Source organism: Kitasatospora sp. NPDC057015, assembly GCF_042673745.1.
In the GTDB taxonomy this organism is placed as follows: domain Bacteria; phylum Actinomycetota; class Actinomycetes; order Streptomycetales; family Streptomycetaceae; genus Kitasatospora.
Genome location: NZ_JBHUSG010000043.1, coordinates 23,615 through 38,702, shown reverse-complemented (window position 1 = coordinate 38,702; position 15,088 = coordinate 23,615). Strand labels below are relative to the sequence as shown.

Here is a 15,088-nt window from a genome sequence, read left to right as displayed (position 1 = left end):
TCCTCGGGGCCGGGCCGGCCGTCGGCCGTGCGCCCCGGACCGGCCGGCTCCGCCGAGGAGTGCGGCGTCAGGCGGCCGACCGGCTGGCCCGGCCGCTCCGGCGCAGCAGGGCGTGGCGTTCGTCCTCGGTCAGACCGCCCCACACGCCGTACGGCTCGCGGACGGCCAGCGCGTGCCGCAGGCACGACTCCCGGACGGGGCAGCCCACGCAGATCCGCCGGGCCGCCTCCTCCCGCGCGTCGTGGGCGCCGCCGCGCTCGCCGGGCGGGTGGAAGAACACGCTGCTGTCGAGCCCCCGGCAGGCCGCGTGCAGCTGCCAGTCCCAGTGGTGGTCGAAGGCGCCGGGCAGGCGCGAGAGGTTGGTCATCCGGACGCTCCCTCGGGAAGTGCGCCGCCCGCCCGGAGGCGGCCGGCGAGGCGGAGGCGACCCGGACCCACGACCGCGCGGGGCATGGTCGAGCCGGCGTGGAACGCCGGCGCGGGCCACCGGTGCGCGGCTACCCCCGGCCGGCGCCGGCACTCCGCCGGCGGGCGACCTGCGCGCGGTCCGCACCGTTCGCGCACGCTCCCCGCACGCCGGGGCCCGTCCGCACCCCTCCGGCCGCCGGACGGGCGGAGCCGGCGTGCGAGGATGCCGGTGATCCGTCCGGAGGCCGTCCGACACCCGAGCCGATGCGAGCGCCGATGCCCGAGCCGCTGTCCGTCCACCGCGTTCTCGGCGGCGTCCCCTTCGCCGAGGTCGGCGAGCCGCTGGTGACCGTGCGCTGCGAGGCGAGGGGAGAGATCGCCGTCGGCGGCCACCTCGGGGACCTCTTCTGGTCCGGCCGCCAGGTCGGCGGCTGGGACGGCCATCGGGTCGGCGTCTACGGACTGCCGGAGCTGGACTGTCGACAGGTCGTCGTCACCCGCTGGCCGGTGAACTCGGTCGACTTCCACCCGAGCCTGCCGCTGCTGGCCGTCGGCACCGGCGCCTACGACGGCGGCTACCAGTTCGAGGGTGAACTGCTGCTCGTCGACCTGACGGACGGGAGCGTGGTCTCCGCGCTCGACCACCGTCGCGAAGTACGCCGGGTGCACTGGCGGGCCGACGGCCGCGCCCTCGAACTGGTCGTGGCCCCGCCCGACGAGGACGCGACGGAGGATCCGTTCACCCACGGCTTCGCCGCCGTCCTCGAACGCGAGGACTGGAGCCGGGTCGCCCCCGGGAGCGTCACGTACCGCGAGCTCGGCGGGCCACGGGCCAGGGCCGGCCACGACCCCGACGGTGCGGAGCGGAACCCCACGCAGGAGGCGGCCCGGGCGGAGCTCGCCGCACTCTGCGCCGCCCGGGGCCGGCGCTGGTCCCCGCGGCGCCAGGTCTGGGCGGTGGAGGCGACGGCCGACGGCCGGGTGCTGGCCGCTCTGGAGGGCGTGAAGCTGGAGAGCCGGCTGCCCTCGGGGGAGGCCGAGTGGTCGGTGCCCGACCCCGACGGCGGCCATCAGCTGTACCTCTGCCCCGGCGAGGAGTCCGCCTGGGTGAACGTGTCCCGCCCACCCCGCTGGAAAGGCTCGGCCTGGGAGGATCGCCCCAGTACCGTCGAGCGGCTCTCGCTCGCCGACGGCAGCACCCTGGACACCGCCGAGGTGCCCTTCCCCGCCTTCCTCACGGCCGACCTCGACGGCCGCATCGCGCTCCGGGACACGCGCCACGACAGGCCGAAGTCCCCGGTCCTGCTGCTCACCCCCGGCGACCGGGAGCCCGCCGCCGCGGTCGTCGGGGGCTACGACTCCTCCAACCAGTACTTCCCGGTCCGGCACAGCCCGGAACTGCTCTTCCTCCAGGGCAGGAAGAAGAAGTACTGGAAGGACAAGTGGGTGGTGTCCGTCGTACCGGCGGCGGACGGCGGTGAGCCGGAGGTCCGCCGGCTGTTCCCCCTCGGATGGGACACCGACCGCGGCGGTCACCTCACCGGCGGTCCGGCCGTTCGGCTCACCGCGGGCGCGGGCCCGGCGGGCGCCCTGGTGCACGCCGGTGAGCTGCACCACCCCCACGGCCGACGGCCCGGGTACGCGTTCGTGGTCCGGCGCGGCTTCCCGGACGGCGCAGCGCAGTGGGTGTTCACCGCCGACCACACCGTCACCGCGCTGGACACCGACGGCGCGACCGTCTTCGCCGCCCTCACCTCCGGCGAGGTCGTCGCCCTCGACGCGGCGGACGGCACGCCGCACTGGCGGACCCGCCTGACGGTCGACGGCGCTCCGACCGTCCCGCTCTCCCTCGCGCTGGCGGGAGCCGGGCGGCTGCTCGTCGGCACGGTGGACGGGCGGATCCTGGTGTGCGGGTTCTCGGCCGGCTGAGCACGGGGCACTGCTCGACCGGCTGTCGCCGGGCCGGACCCGACCACCGGAACCGACCAGTAGGGTGGGCGCATGTCCCGTCGCCGGCGTGTCCTCCTCCGCCGACGCCCACCGACCCTCGACCCTCGACCCTCGACCGAGCGGAGCCCCCGATGACCGTCCCCCTGCCGGCCCGTCCGCTCAGCGTCCTGCTCGTGGAGGACGACGCCGCCGACGCGATGCTGATCGAGGAGGCCCTGTTCGAGCGGGGCACCACTCGGACGATCACCCGCGCCGAGGACGGCGTGGCGGCGCTGGAGTACCTGCGCGACGACCTGCGCCGGCTGCCCGACCTGATCATCCTCGACCTCAACATGCCGCGCCTGAACGGCCGTGAGCTGCTGCACGTCCTGAAGACGGATCAGCACCTGCAGCACATCCCCGTCGTGGTGCTCACCACCTCCGCCGCCCCGGAGGACATCAGCAGCTCCTACCGGCACCACGCGAACGCCTACGTGACGAAGCCCGTCAACCTCGACGAGTTCACCCGGGCCGCCCAGAGCATCGACGCGTTCTACCTCGACACGGTGGCACTGCCGCCGCACGAGGGCCACTGATCCGCCGCCCGGCCCGGCGCACCGGGGGGAACGGCACGCGGGCGCCGCGCGTCAGTCCAGGCGGGCGGCGAGCAGGGCGACGCCGTCGGGCCGGCCCCGCCCGAACCGTTCGAGCAGGCGGTCGCCGAGCTGCTCCAGGCCGTCAGGACCGCTCGCGACCTCCCGGCCCGGGGCGTCGGGGGCGTCACCGAACCGCTCGCCCGGAACGTCCCCCGACCCGTCGGCGACCGACCCATCGGCGACCGACCCGCCGGTGAGGAGCAGCAGCGTGGTCCCGGCGGGCGTCGGGTGGACCGCCGCCGGCCCGTGGGCCGCGCCGAGCCCGAGGGCCGTACCCCGAGCGACGAGCCGGCGGGCCGTCCCGTCGGGGTCGCACAGGATCGGCGGCAGGTGCCCCGCGTCGGCGATCCGGACGGCGCGGCGGCCGGGCTCGACCAGGGCGAGGCACCCGGTCGCGGTGAAGCCGGGGTGGAAGCGGGTCAGGAAGGCGTCCAGACGCTCCAGGAGGGCCTGCGGCCCGTGGCCCTCGATGGCGTAGGCGCGCAGCGCGTGCCGCAGTGCGCCCATGACGACGACCGCGTCCGGCGGGTTCCCGACGACGTCGCCGACGGCCAGCAGCAGCCCGGCCGGGGTGTCGATCGCCTCGTGGAAGTCGCCGCCGATCCCGGCCCCGGCTCCGGAGCCGACCGGGACACGGCGGACCGTCAGCTGCACTCCGGGCACCGACGGCAACTGCCCCGGCAGCAGGACGCGCTGCAGGGCGAGCGCGCGGTCCTGCGCCTCGCGCAGGCCGCGCCGGGCCTCCACGGCCACGGCGCAGGTCCGGGCGAGCTGGGTGGACAGGTCGCGGTCGTCGCCGTCCGCGAGCACCCGGGCGGGCACCGCCAGCACCGCCGGCGGACGCTCCGGGGAGGTCCGCGCCATGATCACGGCGACCTCGCCCTCACCCGCGAAGACCTCGCAGGAGGTGAGCCGGGCCCAGTGGGCGGCGGTCAGCAAGGAGGTCGTCGTCCCGGCGTCCTGCGGGAGGGCGGCGGCCTCGGGCAGGGTGCCGAGCTGGGCGGCCGCCCCGCCGAAGGCGCGGGGCCCGGCACCGGGCCCCGCGGTCGCGGCCCGCGCCTCCCGGCCGTCGGCGTCGAGCACCAGGACGGCGGCGGGGGCGGACATCAGGGTGGCCGCGCCGGCGGCCGTCAGGGCCGCGAGGGACGACGCGTCGTGCGCGCCGTACACGTCGAGGGTGACCCGGTTGAGGACGGCGATGCGCTCCGCCAGGTGCTCGGCCCGGCGCCGGGCCCGGGCGTAGCGCAGGGCGGCGGTCACGGTGGCCAGGAACTCGGTGGGGGCGATCGGCTCGGTGAGGTACGCGTCGGCGCCGCGGTAGAGGCCCTGCGCGCGGTCTCTCACCTCGATCGCGGTGGCCGAGACGTGGATGACCGGCAGGTGGGCGGTGAGCGGGTCGGCCTTGATCCGCTCGCAGACCTGGAAGCCGCTCATGTCCGGCAGGTTGACGTCGACGACGGCCAGCTCGGGCCGGTCGGCGCCGCTCGCCGCGGCGAGCAGTGCCAGGCCCTGGGCGCCGTCCGCCGCCTCGGACACCCGGTGGCCGTCCCGCCGCAGCCAGCTCGCCAGGATGTAGCGGCTGGTGTCGTCGTCGTCGACCACCAGGACACTGGCGGCCGCACTGTCGGGGTTCGACTGCTCGGTCATCGATCGGTTCCCGGTTCGGTCGGGGGCGGCGGGGTGGCGGCGGGCGGTAGCCCGGGAACCGGGTCCGCCGGGGCGGCGGGCTCGGGCCCGGCCGTGCTCCGGGCCGGGTCGCGCGGTGCCAGCGCGCGGGCCAGCCGCCCCGCGGTGAGTCCGGCCTTCTCGACCACCGCGTGCGCGTGGACCAGGCGTTCGTGGTCCAGGTCCGCGCTCCGGGCCGAGGTGAGGAGCACGGCGGGGATGTCCCGCAGTTCGGGGTCGGCGGCGAGTTCCGCGAGCAGCTGGTAACCGTCGAGGTCGGGCATGTAGAGGTCGAGCAGCAGCGCGTCGGGACGCTCCCGCCGGACGGCGGCCAGGGCGTCCGCGCTGCGGGGGACTTCGACCACGCGCTCGGCGATCTCGCCGAGCAGCGGGCGCACACCGGCCCGGAAGGCGGGATCGTCGTCGACGGTCACCAGGACGGCCAGTCGGGCGCCGACCGCGGGCCGGCCGGGCGCGTGCCGGTCGGCGGCCGGCGCGGTCGGCAGTCGCAGCGTCACCGTGGTGCCCGCGCCCGGCGCGCTCACCAGGGTGAGGCCGCCGCCGAGCAGTTCGGACACCCGCCGGGCGTAGGGCAGCCCCAGCCCGGTACCGGAGTGCCCCCGCTGGTGGGGCCCGCGGACCTGGTAGAACTCCTCGAAGATCCGGTCCTGCTCCTCCGCCGGGATGCCGACACCGGTGTCGGTGACGGTCAGCACGACCCGCTCGGTGCCGTCCGCGGCCCGGTCGGCGCCGACCTCCAGCCGCACCTCGCCCCGCTCGGTGAACTTCAGGGAGTTGGAGAGGAGGTTGCGCAGGATCCGGGTCAGCATCACGTCGTCACTGACCAGGTCCGGCGGCCGGTGGGGATCGGGGATCACCAGGGTCACGCCGGGCCCCTGGACGAGACCGCGCATGGTGCCGCGGAGCTGTCCCAGCAGGATCCGCAGGTCGACCGGGGCCCAGTGCGGCTCCAGCCGGCCGGACTCGGCCTTGGCCACGTCGAGGAGTTCGTCCACCAGCGCCAGCAGCGTGCTCCCGGAGGCGCCGATCAGGGCCAGCTGGTGGCGTCGCTCCTCGGCCGGCCGGCCCTCGTCCGCGTCGGTGTCCAGCAGGAGCCTGGCCAGCCCGATCACCGAGGTGGCGGGGCTGCGCAGTTCGTGGCTGACGTTGGCCCAGAACCGGGTCTTCGCGTCGCTCGCCGCCCGCAACCGGCGCGACTTGTCGTCGAGTTCGGCGTAGAGCGCCACCACGCCCCGGTTGGTGTCCTCCAACTCCTGGGACAGTTCCGAGTACAGCGCGACCACGCCCTGGTTGGTCGCCTCCAGCTCCTCGTTGAGGCGCTGCAACTCCTCGCGCTGGGCCCGGGAGTCCTCCAGGGCCGCGATCAGGTCCCGGTTCTGCGCCCGGAGCTCCTCCATCGGGTTGGCGGCCGGCTGGGCGCTCAGCACCTGCTCGGTCCGCTCGGCCAGCACGACCGGGGGCGGCGAGCCGGCGGGCAGCGGCTGCTCGATCACCAGGCGACCGGGCGGCTCCGACGGCGCGATCCCGCCGGGCAGCAGCCGCCCGACCGCTTCGAGGGTCTCCTCGCCCGGCCGGCGTCGCCCGTCCTCCCAGCGGAGCGTGACGACCAGGGTCGGTACCGTGCGCACGGCCAGGGTGAAGGAGGCGCCGAGCCCGCGGGCGCCGAGCAGGTCGCGGCCGAGCTCGCTGAGCGCGGTGGCCAGCCGCACCTGGGCCTGGTTGTCCAGACCGAGGGCCTGGGCGACGGTGCGCCCGCTGCGGCGCAGCGCGAAGATGTCCTGTTCGGTGCCGACCGTGGTGGTCAGCAGCGGCAGGCCCGGCGGGGTGGTCACCAGCTCCCCTTGACCACGACGACCCCGGCGTCGTCGCGGCGCACTCCCGCGGCCCGCAGCAGGATGCCGGCCGTGACCAGCGGGATGTGGCGCAGCAGCCCGGGCATCGCGGAGGGCTGCCAGCGCTCGGTGAGCCCGTCGGAGTGCAGGACGACGGCGCCGCCCCGGGGCAGGGCCTGCTCGTGGGTGCGCAGGGTGGGCAACTGGTGGCCGACGATGCCGGGGGACGACAGCAGGGCGTGCCGCCGCTCCTGGTCGACGGCGAACCCGCTGACGTTGCCGACGCCGCAGAACAGCACCCGCCCGGCGGCCGGCTCGATCCGGGCCACCGCGGCCGCCCCGCCCCGGGTGCCGTTGAGCGCGCGGTGGAGCCCGGTCAGGATCTCGGCGGGCCGGTCGGCCGCCGAGGCCTGGAAGACGGCCACGGCCTGCTCGGCGGCGACGGCGGCGAGCGGACCGTGGCCCAGTCCGTCGAAGAACATCACGAGCACCGCGCCCCACGGGTCGGCGGGGTCGACCGGGCGGGCCGCCCAGGCGTCCCCGCAGGACTCCTCGCCGCTGATCGGGCGGGTCAGGCCGCCGACGAGGGTGGCCCCCTCCGGAGTACTGGGCGCGGCGCCGCGGCCCCAGAAGCGGGCGGCCAGCACGGTGCCCGTCCCGGGGAGGGAGTGCACGTCGAAGGTGTCGGCGAGCCGGGCGATGGCTCCCAGCCCGATGCCCAGGGTGCCGGCCGAGGACGTGCCGTCGGTCATCGCGTACGGCACGTCGGGCATGCCGGGGCCGCTGTCCAGGGTGACGAACTCCACCGCGGCGTGGCGCTCGGTCCGCAGGATCCGCAGCAGCAGGGAGCCGTCGACGGCGTGCCGGCGGAGGTTGGTGGCGGCCTCCGTCACGGCCAGGCCCACCTCGTGGGCCCGCTGGTCGCCCAGCCCGGCGCGGCGGGCCAGCGCCGTGGCGGCGCCGCGGGCCGCGGTGGGCAGGGACTCGGAGTCCCGGAACCACGCGACGTCCTGGGCCTCCGGCGGCATCGGGGGGCTCACCTGGTCCACTTGACGACGGTCACGACGGTGCCGCGGCCGACCTCCGTGTCGATGGTGAACTCGTCGGTCAGCCGCCGCGCCCCGCTGAGGCCGAGCCCCATGCCGCCGGCTGAGGTCCAGCCGTCGGTCAGGGCCAGCTCCAGGTCGGGGATGCCCGGCCCGGAGTCCTGGAACACCGCGCTGACGCCCCGGCGGCCGCCCTTGTCGACGAGCCCGACCCGCATCGAGCCGCCGCGGCCGTGGACGAGCGTGTTGCGGGCCAGCTCGCTGGCCGCGGTGACCAGCTTGGTCTGGTCGACGAGCGAGAGCCGGCACTGCTGGGCCAGGGTGCGGACGAGCTGGCGGGCCCGCACCACGTCGTCGTTGGAGGCGATCGGCAGGGTCTGCTGCTCGCCCTCCGGTCCCGCGTCGCCCGCGGTCACGCCCGCCCCGCGCCGACGCCGCCGGTGCGGCCCAGCAACGCCAGGCCGCGTTCGAGGCTGAGTGCCGTGCGGACGCCGCCCAGCGACAGGCCCAGCTCGACCAGGGTGATGGCCACCGCGGGCCGCATGCCGACCAGGACGGTCTCGGCGTCCAGGATCCGGGAGATCGCGGCGGTGGTGGCGAGCATCCGGCCGACGAAGGAGTCGACGATCTCCAGCGCGGTGATGTCGATCACCACTCCGTGCGCACCGGTCTCCACGATCCGGGCCGCCAGGTCCTCCTGGAGGTCCAGGACGGACTGGTCCTCCAGGTCCGTCTGGATGGACACCAGCAGGACGTCGCCGATCCGCAGCACCGGCACCCGCTCGCTCATCGCGCACCCCGCAGGGTGGCGGCGGCGTCCTGCGGAGAGGTGCCGATCTGTCGCAGGGCGTGCTTGAGCGCGTCGGCCAGGGTGGCCTTGGTGACGATGTCGCCGAACTGGATGCCGAGGGCGACGATGGTCTGCGCGATCTGCGGGCGGATACCGGAGATCGTGCACTCGGCGCCCATCAGCCGGGCCGCGACGACGGTCTTCAGCAGGTGCTGGGCGACCTCGGTGTCGACCGCCGGGACTCCGGTGATGTCGATGATCGCCTGCTCGGAGCCGGTGTCCACCAGCGTCTGCAGCAGCTTCTCCATCACCACCTGGGTGCGGGCCGAGTCGAGCGTGCCGACGAGCGGCACGGCCACCACGCCGTCCCAGAGCTTGACCACCGGGGTGGAGAGCTCCAGGAGCTGCTCGGCCTGGGCGCCGATGATCTCCTCCCTGGTCCGGGAGTAGGTCTCGACGGTGAACAGTCCCAGCGCGTCGACCAGCCGGTTCATCGCCAGATAGGCGGCGATGTCGTCCTGCGAACTGTCCACGTCGGGGACCAGCAGGTCCTTCAGGGCGAAGACGGCGGTGGCGGTCTCGGTCGGGGTGAACCCCTGCCGGGCGCGGTTCCGGGACAGCTCGGTGAGCAGGGCCCGCACCTCCGAGAAGGCCTCGCCGCGCCAGTCAAGCCCGCCGGTCCGCAGGCCCTCGACGAGCGCGGCGTAGAGCTCGCGCAACTCCCGGTCCAGCTCCGTGACACTCAGTCGCCCGCGCAGCGTGTGGGACACACTCTCGATCCACCGGCCGACGAAGGCGTCGCCCTGCTGCGAGAGCTGCTTCACCAGTCGCTCGGATTCCTGACGTTCTGCCACCGAAAACTCCCTCGTCAAAACGATGTCCGGCTGTCCGGACCCGCGTTTCGCGGCCGGCGACCGGTCCGCGCCATGCTACGGGCGAAAAGGTCCAGACCACGAAGGACCCTCCTCGCCTGCCCCGCTCCCGGGGCCTCTACTCCCCCGGATCACCACGACCGGACCGGACCGCGGCCCGGGGTACGACCGGGTCGGGGCCGCTGCGCCGGACGGGCTCCGCGCGCTCCGCCCCGGCGGTCCACGCCAGGTGCAGGATGGCGAGGTCGTCCGCGTGCCGTCCCGAGTTGAGCCTGCGGACGGTGTCGACCAGGTGGTCCAGGAAGACCGGGGTCTCCGAGGGCGGCGCGGCCGCGATCAGCTCCAGCAGGCCCTCGGCGCCGAGCCGGTCGGCACCGGGGCCGCAGTGGCCCTCGGTCAGCCCGTCGGTGTACAGGAGCAGCGCGCCGGCCGGCGGCAGCTTCAGCCCGGTGACGGGCCAGTGCCGCAGCCCCGGTGCGATGCCGAGCGCGATGCCGTGGGCCGCGGCCACCTCCTGCGTACGCGGCGGGCGGCCGTCGTCCGCCTCGCCGGGGACGGTGAGCAGCGGCTCGTGGTGGCCGGCCAGGTGCAGGGTCGCGGTGGACCGGTCGGGCGCGAGGGTCACCAGGGAGCAGGTGGCGAACATGTCGGAGCGGTTGCGCTCGGCGACCAGGATCTGTTCCAGCAGGTCGAGCAGTTCGACCCCGCGGTGGCCGGCCAGCACCAGGGCCCGCCAGCCGATCCGCAGGCAGACGCCGAGCGCCGCCTCGTCGGGGCCGTGGCCGCTGACGTCGCCGATGACGGCGTGCACGGCGCCGTCGGGCGTCTCCACCACGTCGAGGAAGTCACCGCCCAGCAGGGCCCGCTCGCGCCCGGGGAGGTAGCGGGTGGTGGCGGTGGCCGTGGTGCCGCGCAGCAGCGGTGTCGGCAGCAGTCCGCGTTCCAGCCGGGCGTTCTCCAGGGCCCGGATCCGGTCCTCGCGCAGCTCGGCGCCGGCCTGTTCGGCCTGCTTGCGGTTGACGGCGTAGCGCAGGGCGCGCTGCAGCAGGTGCTCGTCGACCTGGCCCTTGACCAGGTAGTCCTGGGCACCGACCGCGACGGCCTGCGCACCGCCCGCGCCGGAGTCCGCCAGGCCGGTGAGGACGATCACGGCCGCCCGGGGGCAGGCCTGCTGGACGGCCGCGACCAGGCCCACGCCGGAGCCGTCCGGCAGGTGGAGGTCGACCAGGACGCAGTCCGCGGGCTCCCGCCGGAGCTCGGCGACGGCCTGGGCGAGGGTCGGCGTCCAGCGCAGGGTGTGGTCGAGGTCGGTGTCGGCGAGCAGTTCCTCGACGAGCAGGGCGTCGCCCGCGTCGTCCTCCAGCAGCAGCACGCGCAGCCCGGCCGGTTCCGCGCCGGTGGGGAGAGCGGCGGCGGACGGCACGGTGGTCGCCGGCACGGTGGCGGAATGAGCGGTGGCGGAATGAGCGGTGGCCGGCGGAACGGGCCTGTTGTGCTGCCCCGGGATCACGAGCGTCCCGCTTCCGTCCGGGCCACCGCGGCGCCGGCCTCGGCGGGGCTCCCGTCCACCGCGGGGGCGTCCGGCGACGCGGGCGCGGCGGTGGCCTGCGCCTCGGGCGCGGTGTCCGGCTGCTGCGCCGGCGCCGCGGCCGGCAGGGTGAAGGTCAGGCGGGTGCCCGGGGTGTGGGTGAGGTCGACGGCGATGGTGCCGCCGTGGAACTCGACGATCTTCTTGCACATGGCCAGGCCGATGCCGTTGCCCGGGTAGGCGTCACGGGTGTGCAGGCGCTGGAAGATGACGAAGACCTTGTCCACGAAGTCGCCGTCGATGCCGATCCCGTTGTCGGTGACCGCGCAGCGCCACAGGTCGCCGTCGCGCACCGCCTCCAGGTGGATGAGCGGCGGCCGGTCGGGGCTGCGGAACTTCACGGCGTTGCTGAGCAGGTTCTGCAGCAGCATGCCGAGCTGGGTGGCGTCGCCGTTGATGCGGGGCAGCGGGTCGTGGGTGATCAGGGCGCCGCTGTCCTCGATGGCGATGCTGAGCGAGTCGGTGGTCCGGGTGAAGACCTGCTCCAGGTCGACCGGGGTGTAGCTGGCGTGCAGCCGGCCGACCCGGGAGAACGCGAGCAGGTCGTTGATCAGGGTCTGCATCCGGTTGGCGCCGTCGACCGCGAAATCGATGTACTGGTCGGCCCGGGCGTCGAGCTGGCCGCCGTAGCGGCGCTGGAGCAGCTGGCAGAAGCTGGCCACCTTGCGCAGCGGCTCCTGGAGGTCGTGCGAGGCCACGTAGGCGAACTGCTCCAGTTCGGCGTTGGAGCGCCGCAGATCGGCCGCCTGGGCGTCGAGCACCTCCCGGGCCTCCTCCTTGGCGACCAGCTCGTGGGCCAGCCGGCGGCGCATCGCCTCCACCACCGAGGCGAGTTCCCGCAGGTCGGAGGGGCCGGTCGGAGTGATCGGGTGGCTGAAGTCGCCGTTCGCCACCCGCCCGGCGTCGGCCGCCAGGTGCTCCAGCGGCCGGGTGACGCCACGGCGCAGCCCCTCGAAGACCAGCACGGCGAGCGCCAGGATGATCACCGCGATGGCGCTGAACACGACGTTGCGCAGGGAGCGGACGGACTGCAGCGCCGCCCGGCCGTCGGCCCGCTCGGCCTGCAGGTGCTCCTGCTGGCTCGCCATCGCGGCGCGCAGCGCGTCGAAGGAGGCCTTGCCGGCGGCGGTCCGCTCGCCCGCGGTGGGCACGGCGGCGCCCGGGGGCGCCGCCGCGACCGGGCGGGCGACCTCGGCCTGCCAGGCCTCGGCGCGCTCCAGCACGAGGTCGAGGTCGGCGCGGGCCCGGTCGCCGGTGGCCAGCTTCCGCAGGGTGGTGACGGCCTCGCGCTGCTGGGCCAGGCCCTGCTGGTAGGGGGCGAGGAAGTCCGACTGCCCGGTGAGGCCGTAGCCGCGGACGCCGGTCTCCTGGTTGACCAGGCCGGACTCCAGCCGGACGGCCGCGATCAGGGCCGGCGAGCTGACGTCGACCAGCCGGTTGTTGACCGCCGAGGAGTGGGCGAACACCCACATGCCCAGGGCCCCGAGGAGGACGAGTGTCGCCATGGCGGCGCTCACCCCGACGCGCAGCCACCGCCGGGTGCTCCAGCCGGCTCCGGCCGCGACGGCCGGTCCCGGCCGGTGCGGCGCCGCCGTCGCGGCGGGGCGGGGTCCCGCCGGGGTCTGGCTGGCCATGGGGTCCTTCATCCTGCACCCACCGGCGGGTGCGCCTCGTCCGAGCGCGCCTGCGGCAGGTCGCTCGCGGCAGCCATACCCTACACGCCGCCCGACAACTTTGGTTGTCGCCCGACGGGCGGTCACCTATGGTGGCTGACATGCCAGCCGACCGCTTCGCCACCCTGATGGGCGAGGACCAGCTCGCGGCCCTCGCGGACGCGACGCTCGGGGAACTCGCCGGCCGCCTCGCCGCGCGGGCGTTCCGGCCCCTGCCCGCCGACAGCCCGGGCGGCCCACAGCCCGGCGAGCCCTGGGAGACCGACCCGCAGCACGACGCGCTGACCCGGCTGCACGCCCTGATGCACCTGCGGAAGGCCGCCGAGCGACTCGCCGACCAGGCGGCCCGCGAGGCCGCCGACGCGGGGGCCGGCTACCCGCAGCTCGGGCAGGCCTGCGCCATCAGCCGCCAGGCGGCCCGCCAGCGCTGGCCCGGACTGGTGCCCCCGAACCCCGCCGCACGTCACACCCCCGAGAACCGGAGCACCTGATGGCCGCCCTCACGCAAGCCCGCTCGTACAGCGTCCTGCTCGTCGAGGACGACCTCGCCGACGCCATGCTGATCGAGGAGGCCCTGTTCGAGCAGGGCACGGCCCGCACCATCGTCAAGGCGGAGGACGGCGTCGCCGCCCTCGACTACCTCCGGGAGTCCGTCACCCGGCTGCCCGACCTGATCATCCTCGACCTCAACATGCCGCGGATGAACGGCCGCGAACTGCTGGAGGTCCTCAAGGCCGACGAGCAGCTCAAGCTGATCCCCATCGTCGTCCTCACCACCTCGGCCGCGCCCGAGGACGTCAGCGGCGCCTACCACCGGCACGCCAACGCCTACGTCACCAAGCCCGTCAACCTCGACGACTTCACCCGCGCCGTCCAGAGCATCGACAACTTCTACCTGGAGACGGCCGCCGTCCTCAACCGGCCCTGACCGCGAGGGCCCGGGTCCGGAGGGGCGGGGACAAAGCGGGCGGAGCCGCTCCGGGCAGGGCCGGGGAATGACCTCGCCGATCCGGGGTAGGCGATGGCGCAGGCCCGGCGGCGAGTGCACCGGGCGACGAACGGGGACGGTGGCCGGTGTCGGAACTCGGAACAGTGTCGGAGCATGCCGGGGCGGACCTCGCCTTCCGGGCCGGCGCCACCTACGACGGCGCGCCGGGCACCGCGGCGGCGGCCCGCGCCTTCGCCGACGGCTTCCTCGCCGAGGCCCAGACGAGGTACGGGGTCCCGGTGACCGCGGCGCTCGCCGGCCTGGTGCGGCTGGTCGTCAGCGAGCTGGTGACCAACGCGGTCAAGTACGCGCCCGGCCCCTGCCTGCTCGACCTGGAGCTCACCGTCGACGACATCCGGGTGACCGTCTGGGACACCGAGGCCCGCCTCCCCGCGCCGCGCTCCCCGGACCCGGCGCGGATCGGCCAGCACGGCCTGGAGATCGTCCTCGCGGTGTGCCGCCGCTACGACATCGAGCGGCACGCGGGCGGCAAGCGCGTCCGGGCCCACCTGCCCCTCGACTGAATCCCGCCCCCGGCTCCGTCGGACCGCTCCCGGCCGCCCGCCCCGACCCGCGGAAGGGTCCGGGCGGGTACGGGCAGGTCCAGGGGCCCGATCCAGGCGGGTCCAGCCGGGTCACCCGCCGGTCAGCCGGGCGGCGAAGACCACGGTGTCGTCCTCCTGGTGGGTCCCGAAGCCCTCCAACAGGAGGTCGCAGAGCGCCTCCGGGTCCTGCGGTCCGGCGGCGGCCGCCCGGCGGAACTCCTCCAGCGAGTCGTCGAGGCCCACCCCGCGGGTCTCCACCAACCCGTCAGTGACCATCACCAGCCGGTCGCCGGGGCCGACCTCGTGCCGGGTCGCGGGCGGCTGGGGCAGGCCGAGCCCCAGCAGCGGACCGTGGTCGTGGACGTAGCGGGCCCGGCCGTCCGCGCCGAGCAGCAACGGCGGGAGGTGGCCCGCGTTGGCCAGGTGCAGCAGGCCCGTGGCGGACTCCAGCAGGGCCACGCAGACCGTCGCGGTCCACCCCGGCCGGTGCCGTCCGAGCAGGGCGTCCAGCCGCTCCAACAGCACGTCGGCCGGATGCCCCTCGTTCGCGTAGGCCCGCAGCGCGTGCCGCAACTCGCCCATCACCATGGCCGCCTGGAGGTTGTGGCCGGCCACGTCGCCGACCGCCATCAGCAGCCCGTCGGGGGTGGCGACGGCCTCGTAGAAGTCCCCGCCGATCTCGTTCTCCGCCGCCGCGGGGAGGTAGCGCACCGCCAGATCCACCCCCGGCCACTCGGGGAGGCCCGCCGGCAGGAACGTGCGCTGGAGGCTGAGGGCGAACTGGTGCTCCTCGCTGAACAGCGCCACCACGCCCCGGTTGGTCTCCTCCAACTCGGCCGACAGCACCGCGTAGCGCGCCGTCATGTCGCGGTTCTCCGCCCGCAGGTGCGCGTTGCGGCGCCGCAACTCCCGGCAGCGGGCCCGGGACTCCTCCACGGCCGCGAGCAGCTCACGCTCCCGCGCGGCCGCCCGCCCGCCGGGGCGCGGCACACCGGGCACGGCCTCGGCTCGTACGGCCTCGACTCGTGCGGCAGGGGGTACCGGGCGCCCGGACATTCCCGGGCGCTCCCCGGGC

General features: G+C 75.5%; 15 protein-coding genes. 5 read left to right on the top strand and 10 right to left on the bottom strand.

The genetic code is table 11. The features are described 5' to 3' along the window. Nucleotides 1-67: 67 nt before the first annotated feature. Nucleotides 68-367, bottom strand: a complete 300-nt coding sequence (locus tag ACFTWP_RS31215; RefSeq protein WP_380268306.1) for a WhiB family transcriptional regulator — start codon at nt 365-367, stop codon at nt 68-70. A gap of 305 nt (nt 368-672) precedes the next feature. Between ACFTWP_RS31215 and ACFTWP_RS31210 the strand changes: the two genes are divergently transcribed. Both ACFTWP_RS31210 and ACFTWP_RS31205 read left to right on the top strand, forming a co-directional pair. Further along, on the top strand, nt 673-2,337 hold the full coding sequence (locus tag ACFTWP_RS31210) for a hypothetical protein (protein ID WP_380268305.1): 1,665 nt from the start codon (nt 673-675) through the stop codon (nt 2,335-2,337). Nucleotides 2,338-2,489: 152 nt separating this feature from the next. Continuing rightward, nucleotides 2,490-2,933 (top strand): response regulator, encoded by a 444-nt coding sequence (locus ACFTWP_RS31205; protein ID WP_380268304.1) that lies wholly within the window; start codon nt 2,490-2,492, stop codon nt 2,931-2,933. Between the two features lie 51 nt (nt 2,934-2,984). On the opposite strand, the gene ACFTWP_RS31200 is transcribed toward ACFTWP_RS31205, so the two are convergent. From ACFTWP_RS31200 to ACFTWP_RS31165, 8 genes are all read right to left on the bottom strand, one after another. After that, entirely contained in the window at nt 2,985-4,640 is a 1,656-nt protein-coding gene (locus tag ACFTWP_RS31200; protein WP_380268303.1) for a SpoIIE family protein phosphatase, read from the bottom strand. Next, nucleotides 4,637-6,511, bottom strand: a complete 1,875-nt coding sequence (locus tag ACFTWP_RS31195) for an ATP-binding protein (RefSeq protein ID WP_380268302.1) — start codon at nt 6,509-6,511, stop codon at nt 4,637-4,639. Before ACFTWP_RS31195 ends, ACFTWP_RS31200 begins: the two co-directional genes overlap by 4 nt. After that, a complete protein-coding gene (locus tag ACFTWP_RS31190; RefSeq protein WP_380268353.1) occupies nt 6,508-7,539 on the bottom strand; it encodes an ATP-binding protein in 1,032 nt (343 codons plus the stop codon). Before ACFTWP_RS31190 ends, ACFTWP_RS31195 begins: the two co-directional genes overlap by 4 nt. 8 nt (nt 7,540-7,547) lie before the next feature. Continuing rightward, nucleotides 7,548-7,973: an anti-sigma regulatory factor gene (locus tag ACFTWP_RS31185; RefSeq protein WP_380268301.1), complete on the bottom strand. Its 426-nt coding sequence runs from the start codon at nt 7,971-7,973 to the stop codon at nt 7,548-7,550. Next, nucleotides 7,970-8,347: an STAS domain-containing protein gene (locus ACFTWP_RS31180; RefSeq protein ID WP_380268300.1), complete on the bottom strand. Its 378-nt coding sequence runs from the start codon at nt 8,345-8,347 to the stop codon at nt 7,970-7,972. Before ACFTWP_RS31180 ends, ACFTWP_RS31185 begins: the two co-directional genes overlap by 4 nt. After that, nucleotides 8,344-9,201 (bottom strand): STAS domain-containing protein, encoded by an 858-nt coding sequence (locus ACFTWP_RS31175; RefSeq protein ID WP_380268299.1) that lies wholly within the window; start codon nt 9,199-9,201, stop codon nt 8,344-8,346. The genes ACFTWP_RS31180 and ACFTWP_RS31175 overlap by 4 nt, the downstream gene beginning before the upstream one ends. A gap of 136 nt (nt 9,202-9,337) precedes the next feature. After that, complete coding sequence (locus tag ACFTWP_RS31170) at nt 9,338-10,657, bottom strand: PP2C family protein-serine/threonine phosphatase (RefSeq protein WP_380268298.1); 1,320 nt, start codon at nt 10,655-10,657, stop codon at nt 9,338-9,340. A gap of 68 nt (nt 10,658-10,725) precedes the next feature. Continuing rightward, nucleotides 10,726-12,441 carry an ATP-binding protein gene (locus tag ACFTWP_RS31165; RefSeq protein WP_380268297.1) on the bottom strand — a complete coding sequence of 572 codons (1,716 nt, stop codon included), beginning with the start codon at nt 12,439-12,441 and terminating at the stop codon, nt 10,726-10,728. A gap of 140 nt (nt 12,442-12,581) precedes the next feature. Here ACFTWP_RS31165 and ACFTWP_RS31160 point away from each other — a divergent pair, with 140 nt between their 5' ends. From ACFTWP_RS31160 to ACFTWP_RS31150, 3 genes are all read left to right on the top strand, one after another. After that, entirely contained in the window at nt 12,582-12,971 is a 390-nt protein-coding gene (locus tag ACFTWP_RS31160) for a hypothetical protein (protein ID WP_380268296.1), read from the top strand. Next, complete coding sequence (locus ACFTWP_RS31155; protein ID WP_380268295.1) at nt 12,971-13,408, top strand: response regulator; 438 nt, start codon at nt 12,971-12,973, stop codon at nt 13,406-13,408. Before ACFTWP_RS31160 ends, ACFTWP_RS31155 begins: the two co-directional genes overlap by 1 nt. Nucleotides 13,409-13,572: 164 nt before the next feature. Further along, on the top strand, nt 13,573-13,992 hold the full coding sequence (locus ACFTWP_RS31150; RefSeq protein WP_380268293.1) for an ATP-binding protein: 420 nt from the start codon (nt 13,573-13,575) through the stop codon (nt 13,990-13,992). Nucleotides 13,993-14,103: 111 nt separating this feature from the next. Here ACFTWP_RS31150 and ACFTWP_RS31145 read toward each other — a convergent pair whose 3' ends face one another. Then, nucleotides 14,104-15,012 carry a PP2C family protein-serine/threonine phosphatase gene (locus ACFTWP_RS31145; protein ID WP_380268292.1) on the bottom strand — a complete coding sequence of 303 codons (909 nt, stop codon included), beginning with the start codon at nt 15,010-15,012 and terminating at the stop codon, nt 14,104-14,106. Nucleotides 15,013-15,088 lie beyond the last annotated feature (76 nt).